This window comes from Coralloluteibacterium thermophilum, assembly GCF_042654365.1.
Taxonomy (GTDB): Bacteria; Pseudomonadota; Gammaproteobacteria; order Xanthomonadales; family Xanthomonadaceae; genus Coralloluteibacterium; species Coralloluteibacterium thermophilum.
Genome location: NZ_JBHSGG010000048.1, coordinates 23,269 through 41,459, shown reverse-complemented (window position 1 = coordinate 41,459; position 18,191 = coordinate 23,269). Strand labels below are relative to the sequence as shown.

Here is an 18,191-nt window from a genome sequence, read left to right as displayed (position 1 = left end):
CGCATGACGCCGCGGCTCGCCCTCGTCCCCGGGGAGCCGGCCGGCGTCGGGCCGGAGCTCTGCGTGCGCCTCGTGCAGGCGCCGCGCGACCACGACCTGGTCGCCTACTGCGATCCCGACACCCTGCTCGCCGCGGCGGAGGCGCTCGGACTGCCCCTGCGCATCCGGGCGCCGGAAGCCGTCGCCCGTACCGCCGGCGAACTCGCGGTGCAGCCGGTTCCGCAGGCCGTGCCGGTCCGCTTCGGCGAGCCCGACCCGCGCAACGCCGGCGCCGTGGTCGGGGCGCTCGCCGCCGCGGCCGACGCCTGCCTGCACGGGCGCCTCGACGGCATGGTCACCGGGCCGACGCACAAGGCCGTCATCAACGCCGGCGGCATCGACTACGTGGGCACGACCGAGCTGCTGGCCGCGCACGCCGGCCGCGAGGTGGTGATGATGCTCGCGACCGTCGGCGCGCCCGAGCTGCGCGTCGCCCTCGCCACCACGCACCTGCCGTTGCGTGCGGTCGCCGACGCCATCGACGCGGGCCTGCTGACCCGCACGCTGCGCATCCTGCACGCGGCCCTGCGCGAACAGTTCGGCATCGCGGCGCCACGCATCGCGGTCCTGGGCCTGAACCCCCACGCGGGCGAGGACGGCCGCCTGGGACGCGAGGAGCTCGACGTCATCGCCCCGGCAATGGCGGCCCTGCGCGCGGAGGGCCTGCGGCTGGAGGGCCCGCTGCCGGCCGACACGGCCTTCCTGCCGCATCGCCTCGCGCACTGCGACGCCGTGCTGGCCATGTACCACGACCAGGGGCTGCCCGTGCTCAAGTTCTCCGGCTTCGAGCGCGCGGTGAACATCACACTCGGGCTGCCCTACCCGCGCGTCGCGGTCGATCACGGCACCGCCCTCGATCTCGCCGGCAGCGGCCGCGCCGATGTCTCCAGCCTGGAGGCGGCCGACCGCCTCTGCCTCCGCCTGGCAACCCGAGGAGCCCAGGAAAGGTAATGAGTGAAGAGGCGCGGGAAGCGAGTGCACGCTCCTCCTCCCCTCTCCTCATGTCTCTCTCCTCCGCCCGACACGCGCCGTTTCCCGACCTCCCCGCGTCCGCGCAGGCGCGCGCCCGTTCCGAGCGCCAGCGCCTCAATGCCCCGTGCCCCGTGCCCCATGCCCTGAGCCCCTTCCCTCGACCCACACGCCACGCACCTTTACTCTTGCCGGCCTCATGCGACCGCCGAGGCGGCGCGACAGGCTCCCCATGGCACTTTCCGACCACCGCACCAAGAAGGCCCTCGGCCAGCACTTCCTCCACGACCCCGGCATCGTCTCGAAGATCGTGCAGGCGGTCTCGCCGCAGCCGGGCGATCGCCTCGTCGAGATCGGCCCGGGCGCGGGCGCCATCACCTTCCCGCTGCTGGAGCGCCACGGCAGCCTGACCGCGATCGAGTTCGACCGCGACCTGATCGAGCCGCTGCGCGCCGCGGCGGCGGGCGTCGGCGAGCTGGAGGTCGTCCACGCGGACGTGCTCGACGTGGACCTGACCGCACTCGCGGGCGGCGGTCGCATCCGCCTGGTCGGGAACCTGCCCTACAACCTCTCCTCCCCCATCCTCTTCCACGTGCTCGCGCACCGCGCGGTCGTGCAGGACATGCACTTCATGCTGCAGAAGGAAGTGGTGGACCGGATGGGCGCCGCCCCCGGCTCCAAGGTCTACGGCCGCCTGAGCGTGATGCTCCAGGCGGTCTGCGCGGTCGCGCCGCTGATCCGCGTGCCGCCGGGCGCGTTCCGGCCACCGCCGAAGGTCGATTCTGCGGTGGTGCGCCTGGTTCCGCGCGCCGACGCGGAGATCGGCATCGAGGACGGGCGCCTGTTCGCCAACGTGGTGCGCGCCGCCTTCGGGCAGCGGCGGAAGACCCTGCGCAACGCGCTCATGCCGATCTGCGACGCGGACGCGATCGCCGCCGCCGGGATCGATCCGGGCGCGCGTGCCGAGACGGTGCCCGTCGGCGGCTTCGTCGCGCTCGCCAACCACCTCGCCGCATCGCGCTGACGCGACGGTCGCCTTGCGTACAATGCCCGCCATGAGTGATTCCGTACCCCCGATCGAGATCGCGGTGGCGACCCGTTTCCTCGACGACCAGTCGGCGCCCGAGGACGATCGCTACGTGTTCGCGTACACGATCACCATCCGCAACGCCGGGCCCCAGGCCGCGCAGCTCGTCGGCCGCCACTGGGTCATCACCGACGCCAACGGCAAGGTGCAGGAGGTGCGGGGCGAGGGCGTGGTCGGCGAGCAGCCGTGGCTGCGTCCCGGCGACGACTTCCAGTACACCTCCGGCGCGGTGCTGGAGACCGCGGTGGGCACCATGCGCGGCAGCTACGCCATGCGCGCGGACGACGGCACCGAGTTCCAGGCGCCGATCCCCGCGTTCACCCTCTCGGTCCCCAGAACTCTCCACTGATGGCGATCTGGGCGATCGGAGACCTCCAGGGCTGCTACGACCCGCTGCAGCGACTGCTCGAGAAGATCGCGTTCGATCCGGCGCGCGACCGCCTGTGGCTGTGCGGCGACCTGGTCAACCGCGGCCAGCAGTCGCTGGAGACGCTGCGCTTCGTCCACGGGATCCGCGACGCCTGCACCGTCGTGCTCGGCAACCACGACCTGTCGCTGCTGGCCATCGGCCAGCGCCGGCCGGAGGAGCAGCAGAAGGTCAACCCGGACCTGCGCCGCATCCTCTTCGCCGAGGACCGCGACGTCCTCCTCGACTGGCTGCGCCTGCAGCCGCTGATGCACGTCGATCGCGAGCTGGGCTTCGCGATGGTGCACGCCGGGATCCTGCCGCAGTGGACGATCGACGCGGCGCGCGGCTTCGCGGCCGAGGTCGAGGAGCGCCTGCGCCATCCGGCGTACGGCAAGCTGCTGCGCAACCTCTACGGCGACCGTCCGGCCTGGAACCCCCGGCTCGCGGGCGGCGACCGCTGGCGGGCGATCATCAACGTGTTCAGCCGCATGCGCTACTGCACGCCCGGCGGACGCATCGCCTTCGAGGCCAAGGGGCCGCCGGGCACCCAGCCCGCGGGCCTCTATCCCTGGTTCGAAGCGCCGGGCCGCGTCGAGCGCGACCTTCCCATCGTCTGCGGCCACTGGTCCGCACTCGGCCTGCAGATGGGCATGGGCGTCCATGCGCTCGACACCGGCTGCGTCTGGGGCGGCCCGCTGACCGCGCTGCGCCTGGACGGCGAGGAGCGCCGCGTCGTGCAGGTGCCGGGCCGGGATCCCCGGGGCGGCTGAGCCGCCGCATCGGCGCCCTCAGGGCCGCACGTAGTCCACGTACTCGAAGGGGAAGGCGTGCCGCGCGTCCGCCGGATGCGCCTCGCGCGCGACCACGCGCCACGCCGCGACGTCGAACGCGGGAAAGAAGGCGTCCGCCCCGTCCACCACGGTATCGACGTGCGTGAGATGCAGATGCGTCGCCTGCGGCAGGGTCTGCGCGAACACGTCGCCGCCGCCGATCACCATCAGCGTGCCGGAGCCCGCGGCCCGCAGCGCCGCGTCGACGGACGCGACCGCGCGCATGCCGTCGAACGGGACGCGGCCGCTCCGGGTCAGCACGAGGTTCTCCCGCCCGGGCAGCGCGCGGCCCAGGGACTCGGCGGTCTTCCGCCCCATCAGCACCGGGTGCCCGAGGGTCAGCGCCTTGAAGCGCCGCAGATCGTCCGGGAGCTGCCACGGCAGCGCGTTGCCGCGGCCGATGGCGCGCCGGCGGTCGAGTGCGGCGACCAGCGCCAGTCGCGCGCTCACACCGCCACCGGCGCCCGGATCGCGGGGTGCGGGTCGTAGCCGACGATCTCGATGTCGTCGAAGCCGAAGGCGAACAGGTCTCGCACGTCCGGATTCAGGCGCAGGGTCGGCAGCGGCCGCGGGCTGCGGGCGAGCTGCTCGCGCGCCTGCTCCAGGTGGTTGGAGTACAGGTGCGCGTCGCCGAGGGTGTGCACGAAGTCGCCGACCTCGAGATCGCAGGCCTGCGCGACCATGTGGGTCAGCAGCGCGTAACTGGCGATGTTGAACGGCACCCCGAGGAAGATGTCGCCGGAGCGCTGGTAGAGCTGGCAGGACAGCCGCCCCTCCGCGACGTAGAACTGGAACAGCGCGTGGCAGGGCATCAGCGCCATCTTCGGCAGGTCGGCCACGTTCCAGGCGGAGACGACCAGGCGCCGCGAGTCCGGATTGCGGCGGATCTCCTCGACCACCCAGCGCATCTGGTCGATGGTCCGGCCGTCGGCCCCGGTCCAGCTGCGCCACTGGTGGCCGTAGACCGGCCCCAGGTCGCCGTTGGCGTCCGCCCACTCGTCCCAGATCGTGACCTTGTTGTCGCGGAGGTAGGCGACGTTGGTGTCGCCCTTCAGGAACCACAGCAGTTCGTGGACGATCGAGCGCAGGTGCAGCTTCTTCGTCGTGACCAGCGGGAAACCCTCGCGCAGGTCGAAGCGCATCTGCCAGCCGAACACGGAACGGGTGCCGGTCCCGGTGCGGTCGCCCTTCTCCGTCCCGTGGTCGAGGACGTGGCGCAGGAGGTCCAGGTACTGCCGCATCAGCGCGCCTCCGTTGCCGCGGCCGCCGGCCGCGGTTCGAGCGTCGGCGCGCGCCGCGACAGCCACAGCAGCACCAGGCCGATGGCGACCAGCGGCAGGCTCAGCACCTGGCCCATGGTAAGCCAGCCCCACGCCAGGTAGCCGATGTGGGCATCGGGCTCGCGCACGAACTCCACCGCGAAACGGAACACGCCGTAGAGCAGCGCGAACAGCCCCGACACCGCGTAGCGCGGCCGCGGACGGCTGGAGAACCACCACAGGACGAGGAACATGGCCAGCCCCTCCAGCGCCGCCTGGTAGAGCTGCGAGGGGTGGCGCGCGAAGCTGTCCAGGGCGCCGCTGGCGTGCAGCGTGCGCAACTGCTCGGCCGCGTGCGCCGGCAGGTTGGGATCGTGTGGGAACACCACGCCCCAGCCGCCGCCGGTGTACTTGCCCCAGAGCTCGCCGCCGATGTAGTTGCCCAGGCGGCCGAAGCCCAGCCCCGCCGGCACCAGCGGCGCGACGAAGTCCATGGTGTCGAAGAAGTGCAGCCTCTGCCGGCGCGACCACCAGGCCGCCGCGATCAGCACGCCCAGCAGGCCGCCGTGGAAGCTCATGCCGCCCTGCCACACGCGCAGCAGCATCAGCGGATCGGCCAGGAAGGCGGCGAAGTCGTAGAACAGGACGTAGCCGATGCGCCCCCCGAGCACCACGCCCAGCATGCCCGCGAAGGCGAGGTCGCCGAGGCCGTCGCGCGTCACCCCCGGCAGCCGGCCGGCGTCGATGCGGCGGCGCCCGAGGAACCAGGCGGTCGCGAAGGCCGCCAGGTACATCAGGCCGTACCAGTGGATCGACAGCGGGCCGATGCTGGTGCCGAAAAGTTCGAACGGTCCCGCCGACACGGCGATGGGATCGATCTGGTGGAGATGGACCATGCGTCAGGTCAGCCGGCGGAAAGCGGGCATTCTGCCCGAGGCGGTCGCCCCCGGGCCACCGCGCGTCACCAGAGGTAGCGCGGGCCGAGCAGCAGCGCCCAGACCAGGGCGACGTTGAGCATCAGCACGAACACCGCGGCCGAGCCCATGTCCTTGGCGCGTCCCGCCAGCTCGTGGCGTTCGGCGCCGTAGCGCTCGATCAGCGCCTCGATGGAGGAGTTCAGCAGCTCGGCGGCCATCACCAGCAGCAGGGAACCCACCAGCAGCGCCCGCTCGACGCCGTCGGCCCCCAGCCACAGGCCCAGCGGCACGAGGACGGCCGAGACGTAGACCTCGAGCCGGAACGACGACTCGCAGCGCCATGCGGCGCCCAGGCCCTTCAGCGACCAGAGGAACGCCCGCCAGACGCCGCGCGGGCCGCGCGGCAGGTGGCTGACGCGGCCGTCGCCCATGGCATCAGCCCTGCTGCGGCCGGTAGGCGATGTCGAGGTCCTTCGCGGCCTTGACGTCGTCCAGGCGCCGCACCGGCGTGGTGTAGGGCGCGGACTTCATCCACTCGGGCTCGGTCCGGGCCTTCTCCAGCAGCTCGCCCATGACCTCGACGAAGCCGTCGAGCACTTCCTTGCTCTCGGTCTCCGTCGGCTCGATCAGCAGGCACTCGGGGACCAGCAGCGGGAAGTAGTTGGTCGGCGCGTGGATGCCGTAGTCCAGCAGCCCCTTGGAGAAGTCCAGGGCGGTGACGCCGTTGGCCTTCTTCTGCTTCTGCACGGTGACGATGAACTCGTGGCTCGCGCGGCGCTCGGGATAGGCGAGATCGAAGCCCTTCTCGGCCAGGCGCCTGGCGAGGTAGTTGGCGTTGAGCGTGGCGTACTCGGCGACGCGGCGCATGCCCTCGCGGCCGAGCATGCGCGCGTAGACGTAGGCGCGCAGCAGCACGCCGGCATTGCCGGCGAAGGTGGACAGTCGCCCGATGCTCGAGGGACGCTCCTTCCGGTCCACCAGACGGTAGCCCTCGCCCTCCTTCACGACCTGCGGTACCGGCAGGAACGCGCGCAGGCGCTCCGAGACCCCCACCGCGCCCGCGCCCGGACCGCCGCCGCCGTGCGGCGTCGAGAAGGTCTTGTGCAGGTTCATGTGGATGGCGTCGAAGCCCATGTCGCCCGGCCGCACCTTGCCGAGGATGGCGTTGAGGTTGGCGCCGTCGTAGTACAGCAGGCCGCCGGCGTCGTGCACGAGCCGGGCGATCTCGACGATGCGGCGCTCGAACACGCCGATGGTCGAGGGGTTGGTCAGCATGATGCCGGCCGTCTTCGGGCCCAGGACCTGCTTCAGCGCCTCGACGTCGATGTCGCCGTCGTCCTGGGTCGGGATCTCGCGCACGGTGCAGCCGCACATCACCGCCGTCGCCGGATTGGTGCCGTGCGCCGCATCGGGGACGATGATCTCGGTGCGCTCCAGATCGCCGCGCTGGCGGTGGTAGGCCATGATCATGGCGACGCCGGCGAACTCGCCCTGCGCGCCGGCCATCGGCGCCAGCGAGACCCCGCCCTTCATGCCGGTGACGTCCGCGAGGATCTCCTGCAGCTCGTACATGCAGGCCAGGAAGCCCTGCGACAGCGTGTCCGGCGCGTACGGGTGCCGGCCGAGGAAGCCGTCGAGCATCGCCAGCGAATGGCAGGCGCGCGGGTTGTACTTCATCGTGCACGAACCCAGCGGGTAGAAGTTCGTGTCGATGGAGAAGTTCTTGCGGCTGAGGTTGGTGAAGTGGCGCACCGCCTGCAGCTCCGAGACCTCGGGCAGGCCGATCGGCGAGGTCCGGCGGAAGCGCTCCGGGAGGTCGGCGACATCGGCGCCGGCGGGACGCTGGGCGGCGGCGCTGCGGCCGGGCTGGGACTGCTCGAAGATCAGCATGGGCGGTCGTTCTTTCGTGGCCCGCGGGCCGGGATGAACGCGGGATTTTGCCACAGGCGCGCCCGCCTCCGCGGATTACGAAAAGGAAACGCGGCTTCAGGCATGGTGCCGCCGCACCGCCAGCGGGCGGTGCGGGCACCGGCCCCCTGCCGGCCTTCCGGAGACCGCCCGTGTTCGATCCCCAGCGCCTTCTCGGCCAGATGTTCGGCGACGCCCTCGGCGGCGGCTACGGCCGCAAGCACGGCGGCAAGCACCGTCACGCCCCGCGCGGCGCGGGGGCGCTGGGCGGCCTGCTCGGCGGCGGCAAGGGCCTGAACAAGGCGGCGGTCGGCGTCGGTCTGCTCGGCGTGGCCTACGCGGCCTGGGAGCACTCCCGGCAGCAGCAGCCGGGAGCGACCCCGGCCGCGCCGGTGCCCGGGACCGTCCCGCCGCCGCCACCGGGCGCGGGCGCGACGCCGCCTCCGCCGCCACGCCCGACCGGCGCCGCGCCCACGCCCGCGCAGCAGGACGCACTGACGCTCGTGCGCGCGATGATCGCCGCCGCGCACGCGGACGGCCTGATCGACAGCGAGGAACGCGCGGCCATCCTCGGCCGCGCGCGCGACGCCGGCCTCGACACGGACACGCTCGCCGTGCTCGAACGCGAACTCGACCACCCGCTGCCCCTGGAGCGCCTGCTGGCCACCGCACGCGACGGCCTCGGTCCGGACCTGTACGCGGCGGCGCTCGTGGCGATCCGCGTGGACACCGCGGCGGAGCGCGCCTGGCTCGATCGGCTGGCGGAGGGCGTCGGCCTGGCGCCGGAGACCCGCGCGGCGATCCACGCCCAGCTCGACCTGCCGCCGCCGGCCTGACTTCCCGCACGCGCGCCGCGGCACGGCGCGCGCGCATCTGGACGCCGCTCCCCTTCCCGCAGGAACGATCCGCATGCACCAGTGGTACCTGAGCTACGACGGCCGCCAGGAGGGTCCGCTGGACCAGGCCGCGGCGGCCGCACGCGCCCGCGCCAACCCGGCCGGCCACTGCTGGCGGGCCGGCTTCGCCGAGTGGGTGCCGATCGCCGCCTGCGCCGAGCTGACCGGCGAAGCGCTTCCCGCGGCCACCGCGCCGCCGCCGCTGTCGGTCGTGCAGCGCAGCGACGTCGTCGAGTACACCGTCTACGGACAGGACATGCAGTTCGTCGAGATCGAGCTCGACCCGGGCGAGAGCGCGGTCGCCGAGGCCGGCGCGCTGATGTACAAGGACCCGCGATCGGCATGGAGACCATCTTCGGCGACGGCCGCGATGGCCGGGTCGGCTTCCTCGACAGGCTGGTGGGCGCCGGCAAGCGCGTGATCACCGGCGAAAGCCTGTTCACCACCGTGTTCACCCACGCGGGCCAGGGCAAGGCCCGGGTCGCCTTCGCCGCGCCCTACCCGGGCACCATCGTGCCGCTGACCCTCGCCAACTTCGGTGGACGCGTGATCTGCCAGAAGGACAGCTTCCTGTGCGCCGCCCGGGGCGTCTCCATCGGCGTGCACTTCCAGCGCAAGGTCCTCACCGCGCTGTTCGGCGGCGAGGGCTTCGTCATGCAGAAACTGGAAGGCGACGGCCTGGTGTTCGTGCACGCGGGCGGCACCGTGGTCGAGCGCGAGCTGCGCGCGGGGGAGCGACTCGACGTGGATACCGGCTGCGTGGTGGCCTACACCGACGGCGTCGACATGGACGTCCGCAGCGTCGGCGGCGTCAAGTCGATGCTGTTCGGGGGCGAGGGCATCTTCCTCGCGACGCTGACCGGCCCCGGCCGGGTCTGGCTGCAGTCGCTGCCGTTCTCGCGGCTGGCGGGCCGGATGTTCATGGCCGCGCCGCAGGGCGGAGGCCAGCGCCGCGGCGAGGGCTCGGTCCTGGGCGGACTCGGCGATATGCTCGGCGGCGACCGCGGCTTCTGACGCCCGTCACCCTGCACTAAGCACCGGCCTGCGATGGTGCCGCCGAGCCGCCCCCGGGAGCCGCCATGCCTCGCCCTGCCCTTCTTCGCCTGCTGACCGCACTCGTCCTAGGAACCGTCATGAACGTCACCTTCGCCCAGACCACCCCGCAACCGATCCGGCCCGGCGACGCCGAGTTCGACACCCTCGTCGGCATCGCCAAGGCGCCGGCGGAGCAGGACCTCGACCAAGTCATCCAGATCGAGGTCGAGACGCTCGACCGGCTGGGCCCGTGGGTGTTCCTGCTGGGCAAGATGCGCGGCATCGACGGCGGCCCGCTGACGCTCGAGAACACTCCGTACGCCGAGGCGGCCGCCGAGGGCGGCATCTCCGACGCCTACGTCGCCCTGCTGCGCAAGGACGCCGACACCTGGACCGTCGTCGACCACGCCGTCGGCCCCACCGACGTCATCTGGCTGGACTGGCCGCAGGAACATGCGGCGCCGCGCGCGCTGTTCGGCTTCTGAGAGCGCAGGCGCGACCGAAGAGGAGCGGGGGACGAGCACGGGCCTGGGCCTTCGCGCTTCCCTGCGTCCCCCACTCCTGATCCCTCGCTCCTCGCCCACGTCCGCTCAAGGAGCCTGCGGGCGCAGCCAACGCGCCACGCGCGCCGACGATGGCGTGCGCTTCCATCCGCATCGCACGGCCCCGGAGACGCAGGACCTCGCGCCGGCTCGTCGATCTGGCATGCGCGGGCATGCGGTGCCGGGGCAGGCGGGACGCGCGGCGCTCTGTCGCGCCTGCCGGTACGGCGACGCGGCCTATACCCGGCACGACGACGCAGCGCCACCCCGCGACCGGGATGGGCGCTGAAGCCGGGGTGGACGTTAGAAGTGGGGTGAGCGGGCAGAAGGAACGGGCATCGACGCCCCGTTCCTGCTCACTCCCCGAGACGCGCTCAGCGCGGCGGGGTCAGGATGCGGTAGTCGCCGGACGCGCCGCCCCAGCTGATGCGCTGGGAGCCGTCGGGGTTCACGTTGTTCGAGCCGATGAACTGCGGCTTGCCGTTGCCGTCGAAGCCCGCGAACAGCACCACGTGCGACTGGCGGCTGTTCTTCATGACCACCACGTCGCCGGGCTGCGCGTTCTGCAGCGAGACCTCGGTCCAGCCGGCGCCGCGCAGGTTGCTGTTGAGCTGGGCGACGGAGGCGCTGGCCTGGCTGGCGTCGATCATGCCGGCCTTCTGCAGCACCGCCGAGACGAAGTTGGCGCAGTTGACGTTGTTCGGCACCCAGCTCTGCATGGGCAGCTCGTCGCTGTGCTTGAGCTCGCCGGCGTTGCGCCCGATGAACTGCCGCGCGATGTCGGCGGCGTTGTTGCCGTTGGCGCCGCCGGTCGTGGAGACCGCGCCCGCGCCGGACACGCCGGCGCTGCCGCCGGTACCGCCGCCACCGCCACCGCCCGACGGGATGACCAGGGTGTCGCCGGCGTAGATCAGGTCGGGGTTCTTGATCTGCGGGTTGGCCGCCATCAGCGCCGCGACGGTCGTCCCGTTGTCGCGGGCGATCTGCGACAGGGTGTCGCCCCAGCTGATGTGGTGGGTGCGTCCGGCGTCCTGCGCGGGCGCGACGGTGGCGTTGGAAACGGACGAGATGGCGGTCACGGTGCTCTCCGCATGTGCGCGGAAACCGGTCCGCGCTTCATGTCCCGGGAAGGACGATGCGGGCAGTCTCGGCCGCCCTCCGGCGCAGCGAAACCCGGGGCGTACCCTAGGAGCGCAGGCGCAACGCGCCCGGGCCCCATGCCCCGGACGCGCCCGCCGGGCGGCGCCTACTCCTCCCGGAAGATCGCGGTGCCGCGGCTGCCGTCCGCGGCCACCCAGCCGCGGTACATGCCGCTGGTGTTGAACGGCAGGCCGACGCGCCCCTGCGCGTCCAGCGTGATCACGCCGCCGTCGCCGCCGAGCGCGGACACGCGGCGCATCACCACCTCGTCGGCGGCGTCGGCCACGCTCACGCCGAGGTACTCCGCGCGCGCGCAGATGTCGTGGGCCACGGCCAGGCGGATGAAGTACTCGCCCCAGCCGGTGGCCGAGACCGCGCAGTGCGCGTTGGCGTAGGTGCCGGCACCGATGACCGGCGCGTCGCCGACCCGGCCCCAGCGCTTGTTGGTCATGCCGCCGGTGGAGGTCGCCGCCGCCAGCCGGCCCTCGGCGTCCAGGGCCACCGCGCCGACCGTGCCGAAGTAGGCGCTGGCCGGCAGCGGCACGTGGGCCTGGGTGCGCGCCTTCTCCTGCGCCGCCTCGAGCTGGCGCCAGCGCTCCTCGGTGCGGAAGTAGGACGGATCCACGAAGGTCGTGCCGACGCTCTCGCCGAAGGCCTCGGCGCCCTCGCCGATCAGCATCACGTGCGGGGACTTCTCCATCACCGCGCGCGCCAGCGACAGCGGGTTCTTCACCCGCCGCAGTCCGGCGACCGCACCGGCGTCCAGGGTGGCGCCGTCCATGATCGAGGCGTCGAGCTCGTTGCGGCCGTCCGCGGTGAACACCGACCCGCGGCCGGCGTTGAAGTGCGGCGAGTCCTCGAGGATGGTGACCGCGGCTTCCACCGCGTCCAGGGCGCTGCCGCCGCGGGCGAGGACGGCGTGGCCGGCATCCAGCGCACGGTCGAGGTCGGCGCGGATCGCCGCTTCCGCCTCGGGCGTCAGCGCCTCGCGGGACATCGTTCCGGCGCCACCGTGGATGGCCAGCGCGACCGGGCGCTCGGCGGCGGCGACGGAGGCGGCCGCGAGCGCGGCGGCGAACAGGACGAGGAGTCGGGACATGGGCGGCTTCCAGCGGAACGGACCGCCGAGGATAACGGCCGCCCGACGGCTTCGCGTATGCTTGTGGGCATGCCCGCTTCCGATCCGGATCCGGCGCAAGCGGAACCTCCAGGTCCGCCGCGTCCCTCCGCCGCATCCGCGCCCCGCCGGCGCCCTCCCCTCCCCCTTTCCGCAGCCGCCCGCCGCGCGGCCGGCCGCTGCCGCCTCACGCGCGCGTGCCGGACGGCCGCGCATCCTCGCTGAGCCATGGACTGGATCGCAGATCCCACCGCCTGGATGGGCCTGGCCACGCTGATCGTGCTCGAGATCATCCTCGGCATCGACAACCTGGTCTTCATCGCCATCCTGGCCGACAAGCTGCCCCCGGAGCAGCGCGACCGCGCCCGCATCATCGGCCTGTCGCTGGCGCTGGCGATGCGCCTGGTCCTGCTGGCCTTCCTGTCCTGGATCATGCACCTGACCGACCCGCTGTTCGCGGTGTTCGACCACGCGTTCTCGGGCCGGGACCTCATCCTCATCATGGGCGGCGCCTTCCTGCTCGCCAAGGCGACCATGGAGCTGCATGCGCGTCTCGAAGGCGGCGACCACGGCCGCGCCAGCGCAGGCTTCGCGAGCTTCGGCGTGGTGGTGACGCAGATCGTGGTGCTGGACGCGGTGTTCTCGCTGGACTCGGTCATCACCGCGGTCGGCATGGTCGAGCACCTGTCGATCATGTACATCGCGGTGGTCGTGGCGATGACGGTGATGATCATCGCGAGCAAGCCGTTGACCCGCTTCGTCAACGCCCACCCGACGGTGGTGATGCTGTGCCTGGGCTTCCTGCTGATGATCGGCATGAGCCTGCTGGCGGAGGGCTTCGGCTTCCACCTGCCCAAGGGCTACCTGTACGCCGCGATCGGCTTCTCCGTCCTGATCGAGGCGTTCAACCAGCTGGCGCTGCGCAACCGCGAGAAGCGCGCGGCCGCGCGGCCCATGCGCGAGCGCACCGCCGAGGCGGTCCTCAAGCTGCTCGGCGGCGGTGGCGGCGGCGCCGTCGAGGCGACGGCGCCGGAGCGCGAGGCCGGCGGGACGCCCGCAGAGGCGGACCAGGCGCCCGCCTTCGAGGCGACCGAGCGCGCCATGGTCTACAACGTGCTCGGTTTCGCCGACAAGCCGGTGGAGTGGCTGATGACGCCGCGCCCGGACATCGTCTGGCTCGACCTCGACGACCCGCGCGAGGACCTCATCGCCGCACTGCGGGCCGCGCCGCACAGCCGCCTGCCGGTCGCGCACGGCGAACTCGACCGCTTCGAGGGCGTGGTCGAGGCGCGCACCCTGCTCCGCCAGCTCCTGGACGGCGGCGACCTCGACCTCGCGGGGGCGGTGGCCGCGCCGCTCGTGGTGCACGAGGGCGCGAGCGCGCTGCGCGTCCTGCAGGACCTCAAGCGGCACCCCATTCCCATGGCCCTGGTGCTCGACGAGTACGGCAGCGTCGAGGGCGTGGTCACAGCCAGCGACGTGCTCGCCGCGATCGTCGGCGACCTCGCCGACACCCGCGATCCCGACCGCATCGCCACGCGCGAGGAGGGCGGCGGCTGGCGCCTCGACGGCGGCATGCCCGCCTCCGCCGCGGCGCACCTGCTAGGCTTCGGGCTCGATGTCGATGCCGAGTACAACACGCTGGCGGGCCTGCTGATCTACCACCTCGACCGCGTGCCGGAGACGGGCGACGCCATCGAGCACGACGGCTGGCGCCTGGAGGTCACGCAGATGCAGGGGCCGCGCGTCGTCGAGGTGCGCGCCGCGCCCCTGCAGCCCGCGATGGGGAGGAGCTGACGGCATGGCATCGCACCCGCCCTCGCCCCTGCTTCGCCTGCTGCCGCTCGTCCTGTTCGTGGCGACCGCGGCCGCGGCGGGCTGGCTGCTGTGGGACCCCGAGGCCTTCGCCGCCTGGCGCGAGGACGCCGGCGTGGTCCCGTTCTTCCTCGCGATGGCGGTGCTGCCCGCGCTGGGCGTGCCGGTCACGCCGTTCTTCGTCATGGCCGGCGCCACCTTCGGCATCCGCATCGGCCTGCTGGGCTCCGCGGTCGCGCTGGCGCTCAACCTGATCCTCAGCTACTGGATCGCGCACGGCGGGCTGCGGCCCTGGCTGGAGAGCCTGCTCGCGCGCACCCGCTACTCGGTCCCCGACTTCGGCGGCGAGGGCGCCCTGCGCTTCACCATCCTGGTCAAGCTCGCGCCCGGCGTGCCGCTGTTCATCAAGCACTACCTGCTGGGCCTGGCGGGCGTGCCCTTCCCGATCTACTTCGGCGTCTCCGCGGCCATCACCGGGGTCTACGCCACCGCCTTCGTGGTCCTGGGCGAGTCGCTGCTGGAACGCGACGTCGGCGTCGGCGCCGGCGCCGTGGCGGTGCTGCTGTTCGTCAGCGCCGCGCTCTTCGTCTGGCGTCGCCGGCGCGGCCGTACCGGCGACTGAAGGGCGCCGCGCCCCTCCGGGACGGCGCGCCGGGATCGCTGGCGCGGCCGGCCGCGCTCACCCCTGGTGGCGCAGCGCCTCGATCGGGTCGAGCCGCGATGCCTTGCGCGCCGGATAGAACCCGAAGAACAGGCCCGTCGCCACCGAGAAGGCCGTCGCCATCAGCACGACCTGCAGGTTGAGCTGCACCGGCAGGGCGCCGAGCCGGCTGGCGCCGAGTGCGCCCGCCACGCCGATCACGATGCCGATCAGGCCGCCGCCCAGCGAGATCAGCATCGCCTCGGCCAGGAACTGCTGCTGGATCTCGCGCGGCCCCGCGCCCACCGCCATGCGCAGGCCGATCTCGCGGATCCGCTCGGTCACCGACACCAGCATGATGTTCATGATCCCGATGCCGCCGACGATCAGCGAGATCGTCGCGACGGCGCCGAGCAGCCACGACATCAGCCGCGTGGTCTGGGTGCGCGTGCTGACGATCTCGGCGAGGTTGCGCACGCTGAAGTCGTCCTCCTGGCCGATGCCGATGCGATGGCGCTGGCGCAGCAGTTCGGTGATCTCGGCCTCCGCGACCTGCAGGTCCTCGGCGCGCGCCACGCCGACCGAGATGGACTGCACCGTGTCCGGGACCGGCGGCCGCAGCGCGGGCGTCGCAGCCGCCGCGCCGCTGGCGCCGGTGGATGCCGCGGTGCCGGCGGCCGCGGCCGCGGACAGGCGCCTGCGGCCGGTCTCCAGCGGCACCAGGATCACGTCGTCGGCGTCGCCGCCGAAGCCGGTCTGCCCACGCGGGCGCAGCACGCCGACCACGCGCATCGGCACCCGGCCGACGCGTACCGTCTCGCCCACCGGATCCATGTCGCCGAACAGCTCGCGGCGGACCGTCTCGCCCAGGATCACCACCTGCCCGGCGACGGCGTAGTCGCGCTCGCCGAACTCCTCGCCCAGCACCACCGAGGCGTCGTTGACCGGGAAGTAGTCCGCATGGATGCCCTGCCACGACACCGACCAGTTGCGCTCGCCGTAGATGACCTGGCTGTTGCCGCGCAGGGTCGGCGAGACGTACTGCACCGAGGGAATCTCGTTGCGGATGGCCTCGACGTCGCGCACGGTCAGGGTCGACTGGCTGCCCGCGCCCATGCGGGCGCCGCCGCTGCGCCCGGCCGACGAGAAGATCTCCAGCCGGTTCGAACCCAGGCGCGAGATCATGTCGTCGAGCTGGGCCTGGGTGCCCTGCCCGACCGAGACCATCACGATCACCGCGGCGATGCCGATGATGACGCCCAGCGCGGTGAGCGCGCTGCGCATCCAGTTGCCGCGCAGCGAGCCGAGCGCCGTGCGCAGGATGTCCATGAAGCTCATGCGTGCACCTCTGCCGGCGCCGCCGGGTCCGGGGGCTGCCAGCCGTCGGGATGGAGTTCGCCGTCGTGCATGATCACCACGCGATCGGCGTGGTCGGCGACGTGGCGGTCGTGGGTGATCAGCACCACCGTATGGCCCTCCGCCTGGAGCCGCTTGAACAGCGCGAGGATCTCCTCGCCGGTGCGGGAGTCGAGCGCGCCCGTCGGCTCGTCGGCCAGCAGCAGGGGCGGCGTGTTGATCAGCGCACGCGCGATCGCCACGCGCTGCTGCTGTCCGCCGGACAGCTCGCTCGGCCGGTGGCCGGCGCGTTCGGCCAATCCCACCGCCGCCAGGGCCGCCCGCGCCCGCTCGGCGCGCTCGGCCACCGGCACGCCGGCGTACGACAGCGGCAGCAGCACGTTGTCGAGGGCGCTCAGCCGGGTCAGCAGGTGGAAGCCCTGGAACACGAAGCCGATCTTGGACAGCCGCAGCTTGGCGCGCCCGGTGGCGTCGAGGCTGGCCACGTCCACGCCGTCGCAGAGGTAGGTGCCGGACGAGGGCGTGTCCAGGCAGCCCAGCATGTTCATCAGGGTCGACTTGCCCGAACCCGACGGGCCCATGATGGCGAGGAACTCGCCCGGTTCCACGCGCAGGTCGACGCCGCGCAGCGCCACGACCTCGGCCGGCGAGCCCTCGGCGTAGACCTTGCGCAGGCCGCGGATGTCGATGACCGGCGTGGTCATGGCCCGCTGCGCTCGACGCCGGTGATGACCCGCGCGCCTTCCTCGACGCCCTCACCGGCGATCTCGGTGGCGGTGCCGTCGGTGGCGCCGATGCGCACGCTGCGCGCCGCCGGCCGGCCGTTCTCGAGCAGCCAGATGGTGCCGCTGCGGACGCTGGCGAGCTCGCGCAGCGCGGTGTCCCACTGCGCGCGCTGGGTCTCGTCGAGGCTGGCGCGGAAGTTGGGGAAGGCCTCGCCGATCCCGCCCGGACGGCGCTGGCCGCCCTGCCCGGGCTGACCGCCCGGCGGCGGACCCGGCGCACGGCTGGCGCCCGCCTCGCGCGCGGCGACCACCCGCTGCATGCGCTCGCGCAGCGCGCCCAGCTCGTTCTCGAACGCGGCGCGCTGCTCGGCGTCGAGTTCCATGGACTGCGCGATGCGCTCGACGCTGTCGGCCATGCCCATGCCGCCCGCACGCGCCGTCGGCGACGGGGCGGCGGGCGCGTCCGCGGGCCGGAAACGCAGCGCCGCGTTCGGCACGCGCAGCACGTCGTCGCGCCGCGCGGTCTCGATCTCGGCGTTCGCGGTCATGCCCGGCAGCAGGCTGAGGTCGGCGTTGTCCACCCGCACCACCACCGGATAGGTGATGACGCTCGAGGTCTCCACGGCCGCCAGGCGCACCTGATCGACGCTGCCGCGGAACTCGCGGTCGCGGAAGGCATCGACGGTGAACCGGACCGGCTGGCCCGGCCGGATCGCGCCGACGTCGGCCTCGTCCACGCTCAGCTCGATCTGCATCTGCGAGAGGTCCTCGGCGATCTGGAACAGCACCGGGGTCTGGAAACTGGCGGCCACGGTCTGGCCTGGCTCGACCGTCCGCGAGAGCACCACGCCGTCCACGGGCGAGCGGATCACCGCGTAGCCGAGATCGAGCTGGGCGCGCTCGACGGCGACCTGGGCCTGCTGCACCTGCGACTGCGCCGAGGCCACGCGCGCGCGCGCCTGGTCGCGTGCGGCCAGGGCGAGGTCGATCTCGCTGCGCGCCACGAGCTGGCGTTCTCCCAGCTCCTCCCTGCGCGCGTAGTCGCGTTCCGCGTTGGTCGCGGTCGCGCGGGCTTCGCCGAGCGAGGCGCGCGCGCTGGCGAGGTTGGCCTGCGCCTGCTGGAGCTGCAGTTGCAGGGGGCCAGGGTCGATGTGGGCGATGGCCTGCCCCGTCTCCACGCGGTCGTTGAAGTCGACCTCGACCGAGGTGATGAGGCCCGAGACCTGGGAGCCCACCTCCACCGTGGACAGCGCCCGCAGCGTGCCGGTCGCCGAGATGGAGACGCGGATGGCGCCGCGCTCCACGGTCGCGGTGCGGTACTGCTCCGTCCTGGGCGCAGGGCCGGCCAGCCACCAGGCGACGAGGCCGAGGACGGCGAGGACCGCGAGGGCGGGCAGGACGCGGCGAAGCAGGAAGGAGGGGCGGCTGGCTGGGCTCATCGGGCGATGGTCGGCTGGGCGGATGCGGTTGGAACGCGGCACCCGCGGATTTCCTTCGCGCCCCGCGA

General features: G+C 72.9%; 17 protein-coding genes and 2 pseudogenes. 9 read left to right on the top strand and 10 right to left on the bottom strand.

Annotated elements, in window-relative coordinates:
- Positions 1 to 3 precede the first annotated feature (3 nt).
- The 4 genes and pseudogenes from pdxA to ACFO3Q_RS15855 form a co-directional block, all read left to right on the top strand.
- Positions 4 to 990, top strand: a complete 987-nt coding sequence (gene pdxA, locus ACFO3Q_RS15870) for a 4-hydroxythreonine-4-phosphate dehydrogenase PdxA (RefSeq protein ID WP_377005698.1) — start codon at positions 4 to 6, stop codon at positions 988 to 990.
- Between the two features lie 250 nt (positions 991 to 1,240).
- Complete coding sequence (gene rsmA / locus ACFO3Q_RS15865; RefSeq protein WP_377005695.1) at positions 1,241 to 2,032, top strand: 16S rRNA (adenine(1518)-N(6)/adenine(1519)-N(6))-dimethyltransferase RsmA; 792 nt, start codon at positions 1,241 to 1,243, stop codon at positions 2,030 to 2,032.
- 31 nt (positions 2,033 to 2,063) lie between these two features.
- On the top strand, positions 2,064 to 2,444 hold the full coding sequence (gene apaG, locus ACFO3Q_RS15860; RefSeq protein WP_377005693.1) for a Co2+/Mg2+ efflux protein ApaG: 381 nt from the start codon (positions 2,064 to 2,066) through the stop codon (positions 2,442 to 2,444).
- Positions 2,444 to 3,259, top strand: a pseudogene (locus ACFO3Q_RS15855) (symmetrical bis(5'-nucleosyl)-tetraphosphatase); the annotation flags it as partial. The gene apaG and the pseudogene ACFO3Q_RS15855, both read left to right, overlap by 1 nt.
- A gap of 33 nt (positions 3,260 to 3,292) precedes the next feature.
- Here the strand turns inward: ACFO3Q_RS15855 and ACFO3Q_RS15850 are convergent.
- The 5 genes from ACFO3Q_RS15850 to gcvPB all read right to left on the bottom strand — a co-directional run bounded on the left by ACFO3Q_RS15850 (position 3,293) and on the right by gcvPB (position 7,400).
- The gene (locus tag ACFO3Q_RS15850) at positions 3,293 to 3,772 is read right to left on the bottom strand and encodes a dihydrofolate reductase (RefSeq protein ID WP_377005793.1); all 480 of its coding nucleotides are present in this window, start codon (positions 3,770 to 3,772) and stop codon (positions 3,293 to 3,295) included.
- Between the two features lie 8 nt (positions 3,773 to 3,780).
- Positions 3,781 to 4,575, bottom strand: a complete 795-nt coding sequence (locus tag ACFO3Q_RS15845; RefSeq protein WP_377005690.1) for a thymidylate synthase — start codon at positions 4,573 to 4,575, stop codon at positions 3,781 to 3,783.
- Positions 4,575 to 5,489 (bottom strand): prolipoprotein diacylglyceryl transferase, encoded by a 915-nt coding sequence (gene lgt / locus ACFO3Q_RS15840; RefSeq protein ID WP_377005688.1) that lies wholly within the window; start codon positions 5,487 to 5,489, stop codon positions 4,575 to 4,577. Before lgt ends, ACFO3Q_RS15845 begins: the two co-directional genes overlap by 1 nt.
- 65 nt (positions 5,490 to 5,554) lie before the next feature.
- Positions 5,555 to 5,941 (bottom strand): diacylglycerol kinase, encoded by a 387-nt coding sequence (locus ACFO3Q_RS15835; protein WP_377005686.1) that lies wholly within the window; start codon positions 5,939 to 5,941, stop codon positions 5,555 to 5,557.
- Between the two features lie 4 nt (positions 5,942 to 5,945).
- Positions 5,946 to 7,400: an aminomethyl-transferring glycine dehydrogenase subunit GcvPB gene (gene gcvPB, locus ACFO3Q_RS15830; RefSeq protein WP_377005684.1), complete on the bottom strand. Its 1,455-nt coding sequence runs from the start codon at positions 7,398 to 7,400 to the stop codon at positions 5,946 to 5,948.
- A gap of 170 nt (positions 7,401 to 7,570) precedes the next feature.
- On the opposite strand from gcvPB, the gene ACFO3Q_RS15825 reads away from it, so the two are divergent.
- The 3 genes and pseudogenes from ACFO3Q_RS15825 (at position 7,571) to ACFO3Q_RS15815 (ending at position 9,834) form a co-directional block, all read left to right on the top strand.
- Positions 7,571 to 8,254: a DUF533 domain-containing protein gene (locus ACFO3Q_RS15825; protein WP_377005682.1), complete on the top strand. Its 684-nt coding sequence runs from the start codon at positions 7,571 to 7,573 to the stop codon at positions 8,252 to 8,254.
- A 73-nt stretch (positions 8,255 to 8,327) separates the two neighbouring features.
- Positions 8,328 to 9,328 (top strand): annotated as a pseudogene (locus tag ACFO3Q_RS15820) (TIGR00266 family protein).
- 119 nt (positions 9,329 to 9,447) lie between these two features.
- Complete coding sequence (locus ACFO3Q_RS15815) at positions 9,448 to 9,834, top strand: hypothetical protein (RefSeq protein WP_377005680.1); 387 nt, start codon at positions 9,448 to 9,450, stop codon at positions 9,832 to 9,834.
- A 431-nt stretch (positions 9,835 to 10,265) separates the two neighbouring features.
- Here the strand turns inward: ACFO3Q_RS15815 and ACFO3Q_RS15810 are convergent, their stop codons facing one another.
- Together ACFO3Q_RS15810 and ACFO3Q_RS15805 are read right to left on the bottom strand one after the other, a co-directional pair.
- Entirely contained in the window at positions 10,266 to 10,970 is a 705-nt protein-coding gene (locus tag ACFO3Q_RS15810) for a LysM peptidoglycan-binding domain-containing protein (protein ID WP_377005678.1), read from the bottom strand.
- Positions 10,971 to 11,137: 167 nt separating this feature from the next.
- On the bottom strand, positions 11,138 to 12,130 hold the full coding sequence (locus ACFO3Q_RS15805; protein ID WP_377005675.1) for an isoaspartyl peptidase/L-asparaginase family protein: 993 nt from the start codon (positions 12,128 to 12,130) through the stop codon (positions 11,138 to 11,140).
- A 246-nt stretch (positions 12,131 to 12,376) separates the two neighbouring features.
- On the opposite strand from ACFO3Q_RS15805, the gene ACFO3Q_RS15800 reads away from it, so the two are divergent.
- Positions 12,377 to 13,945 carry a TerC family protein gene (locus ACFO3Q_RS15800; protein ID WP_377005673.1) on the top strand — a complete coding sequence of 523 codons (1,569 nt, stop codon included), beginning with the start codon at positions 12,377 to 12,379 and terminating at the stop codon, positions 13,943 to 13,945.
- A gap of 4 nt (positions 13,946 to 13,949) precedes the next feature.
- Entirely contained in the window at positions 13,950 to 14,585 is a 636-nt protein-coding gene (locus ACFO3Q_RS15795) for a TVP38/TMEM64 family protein (protein ID WP_377005671.1), read from the top strand.
- Between the two features lie 57 nt (positions 14,586 to 14,642).
- Here ACFO3Q_RS15795 and ACFO3Q_RS15790 read toward each other — a convergent pair whose 3' ends face one another.
- The 3 genes from ACFO3Q_RS15790 to ACFO3Q_RS15780 are packed head-to-tail and all read right to left on the bottom strand — an operon-like array spanning position 14,643 to position 18,123.
- The gene (locus ACFO3Q_RS15790) at positions 14,643 to 15,941 is read right to left on the bottom strand and encodes an ABC transporter permease (protein ID WP_377005669.1); all 1,299 of its coding nucleotides are present in this window, start codon (positions 15,939 to 15,941) and stop codon (positions 14,643 to 14,645) included.
- The gene (locus ACFO3Q_RS15785; RefSeq protein ID WP_377005667.1) at positions 15,938 to 16,663 is read right to left on the bottom strand and encodes an ABC transporter ATP-binding protein; all 726 of its coding nucleotides are present in this window, start codon (positions 16,661 to 16,663) and stop codon (positions 15,938 to 15,940) included. The genes ACFO3Q_RS15790 and ACFO3Q_RS15785 overlap by 4 nt, the downstream gene beginning before the upstream one ends.
- A complete protein-coding gene (locus ACFO3Q_RS15780; RefSeq protein ID WP_377005665.1) occupies positions 16,660 to 18,123 on the bottom strand; it encodes an efflux RND transporter periplasmic adaptor subunit in 1,464 nt (487 codons plus the stop codon). The genes ACFO3Q_RS15785 and ACFO3Q_RS15780 overlap by 4 nt, the downstream gene beginning before the upstream one ends.
- Positions 18,124 to 18,191: the final 68 nt, after the last annotated feature.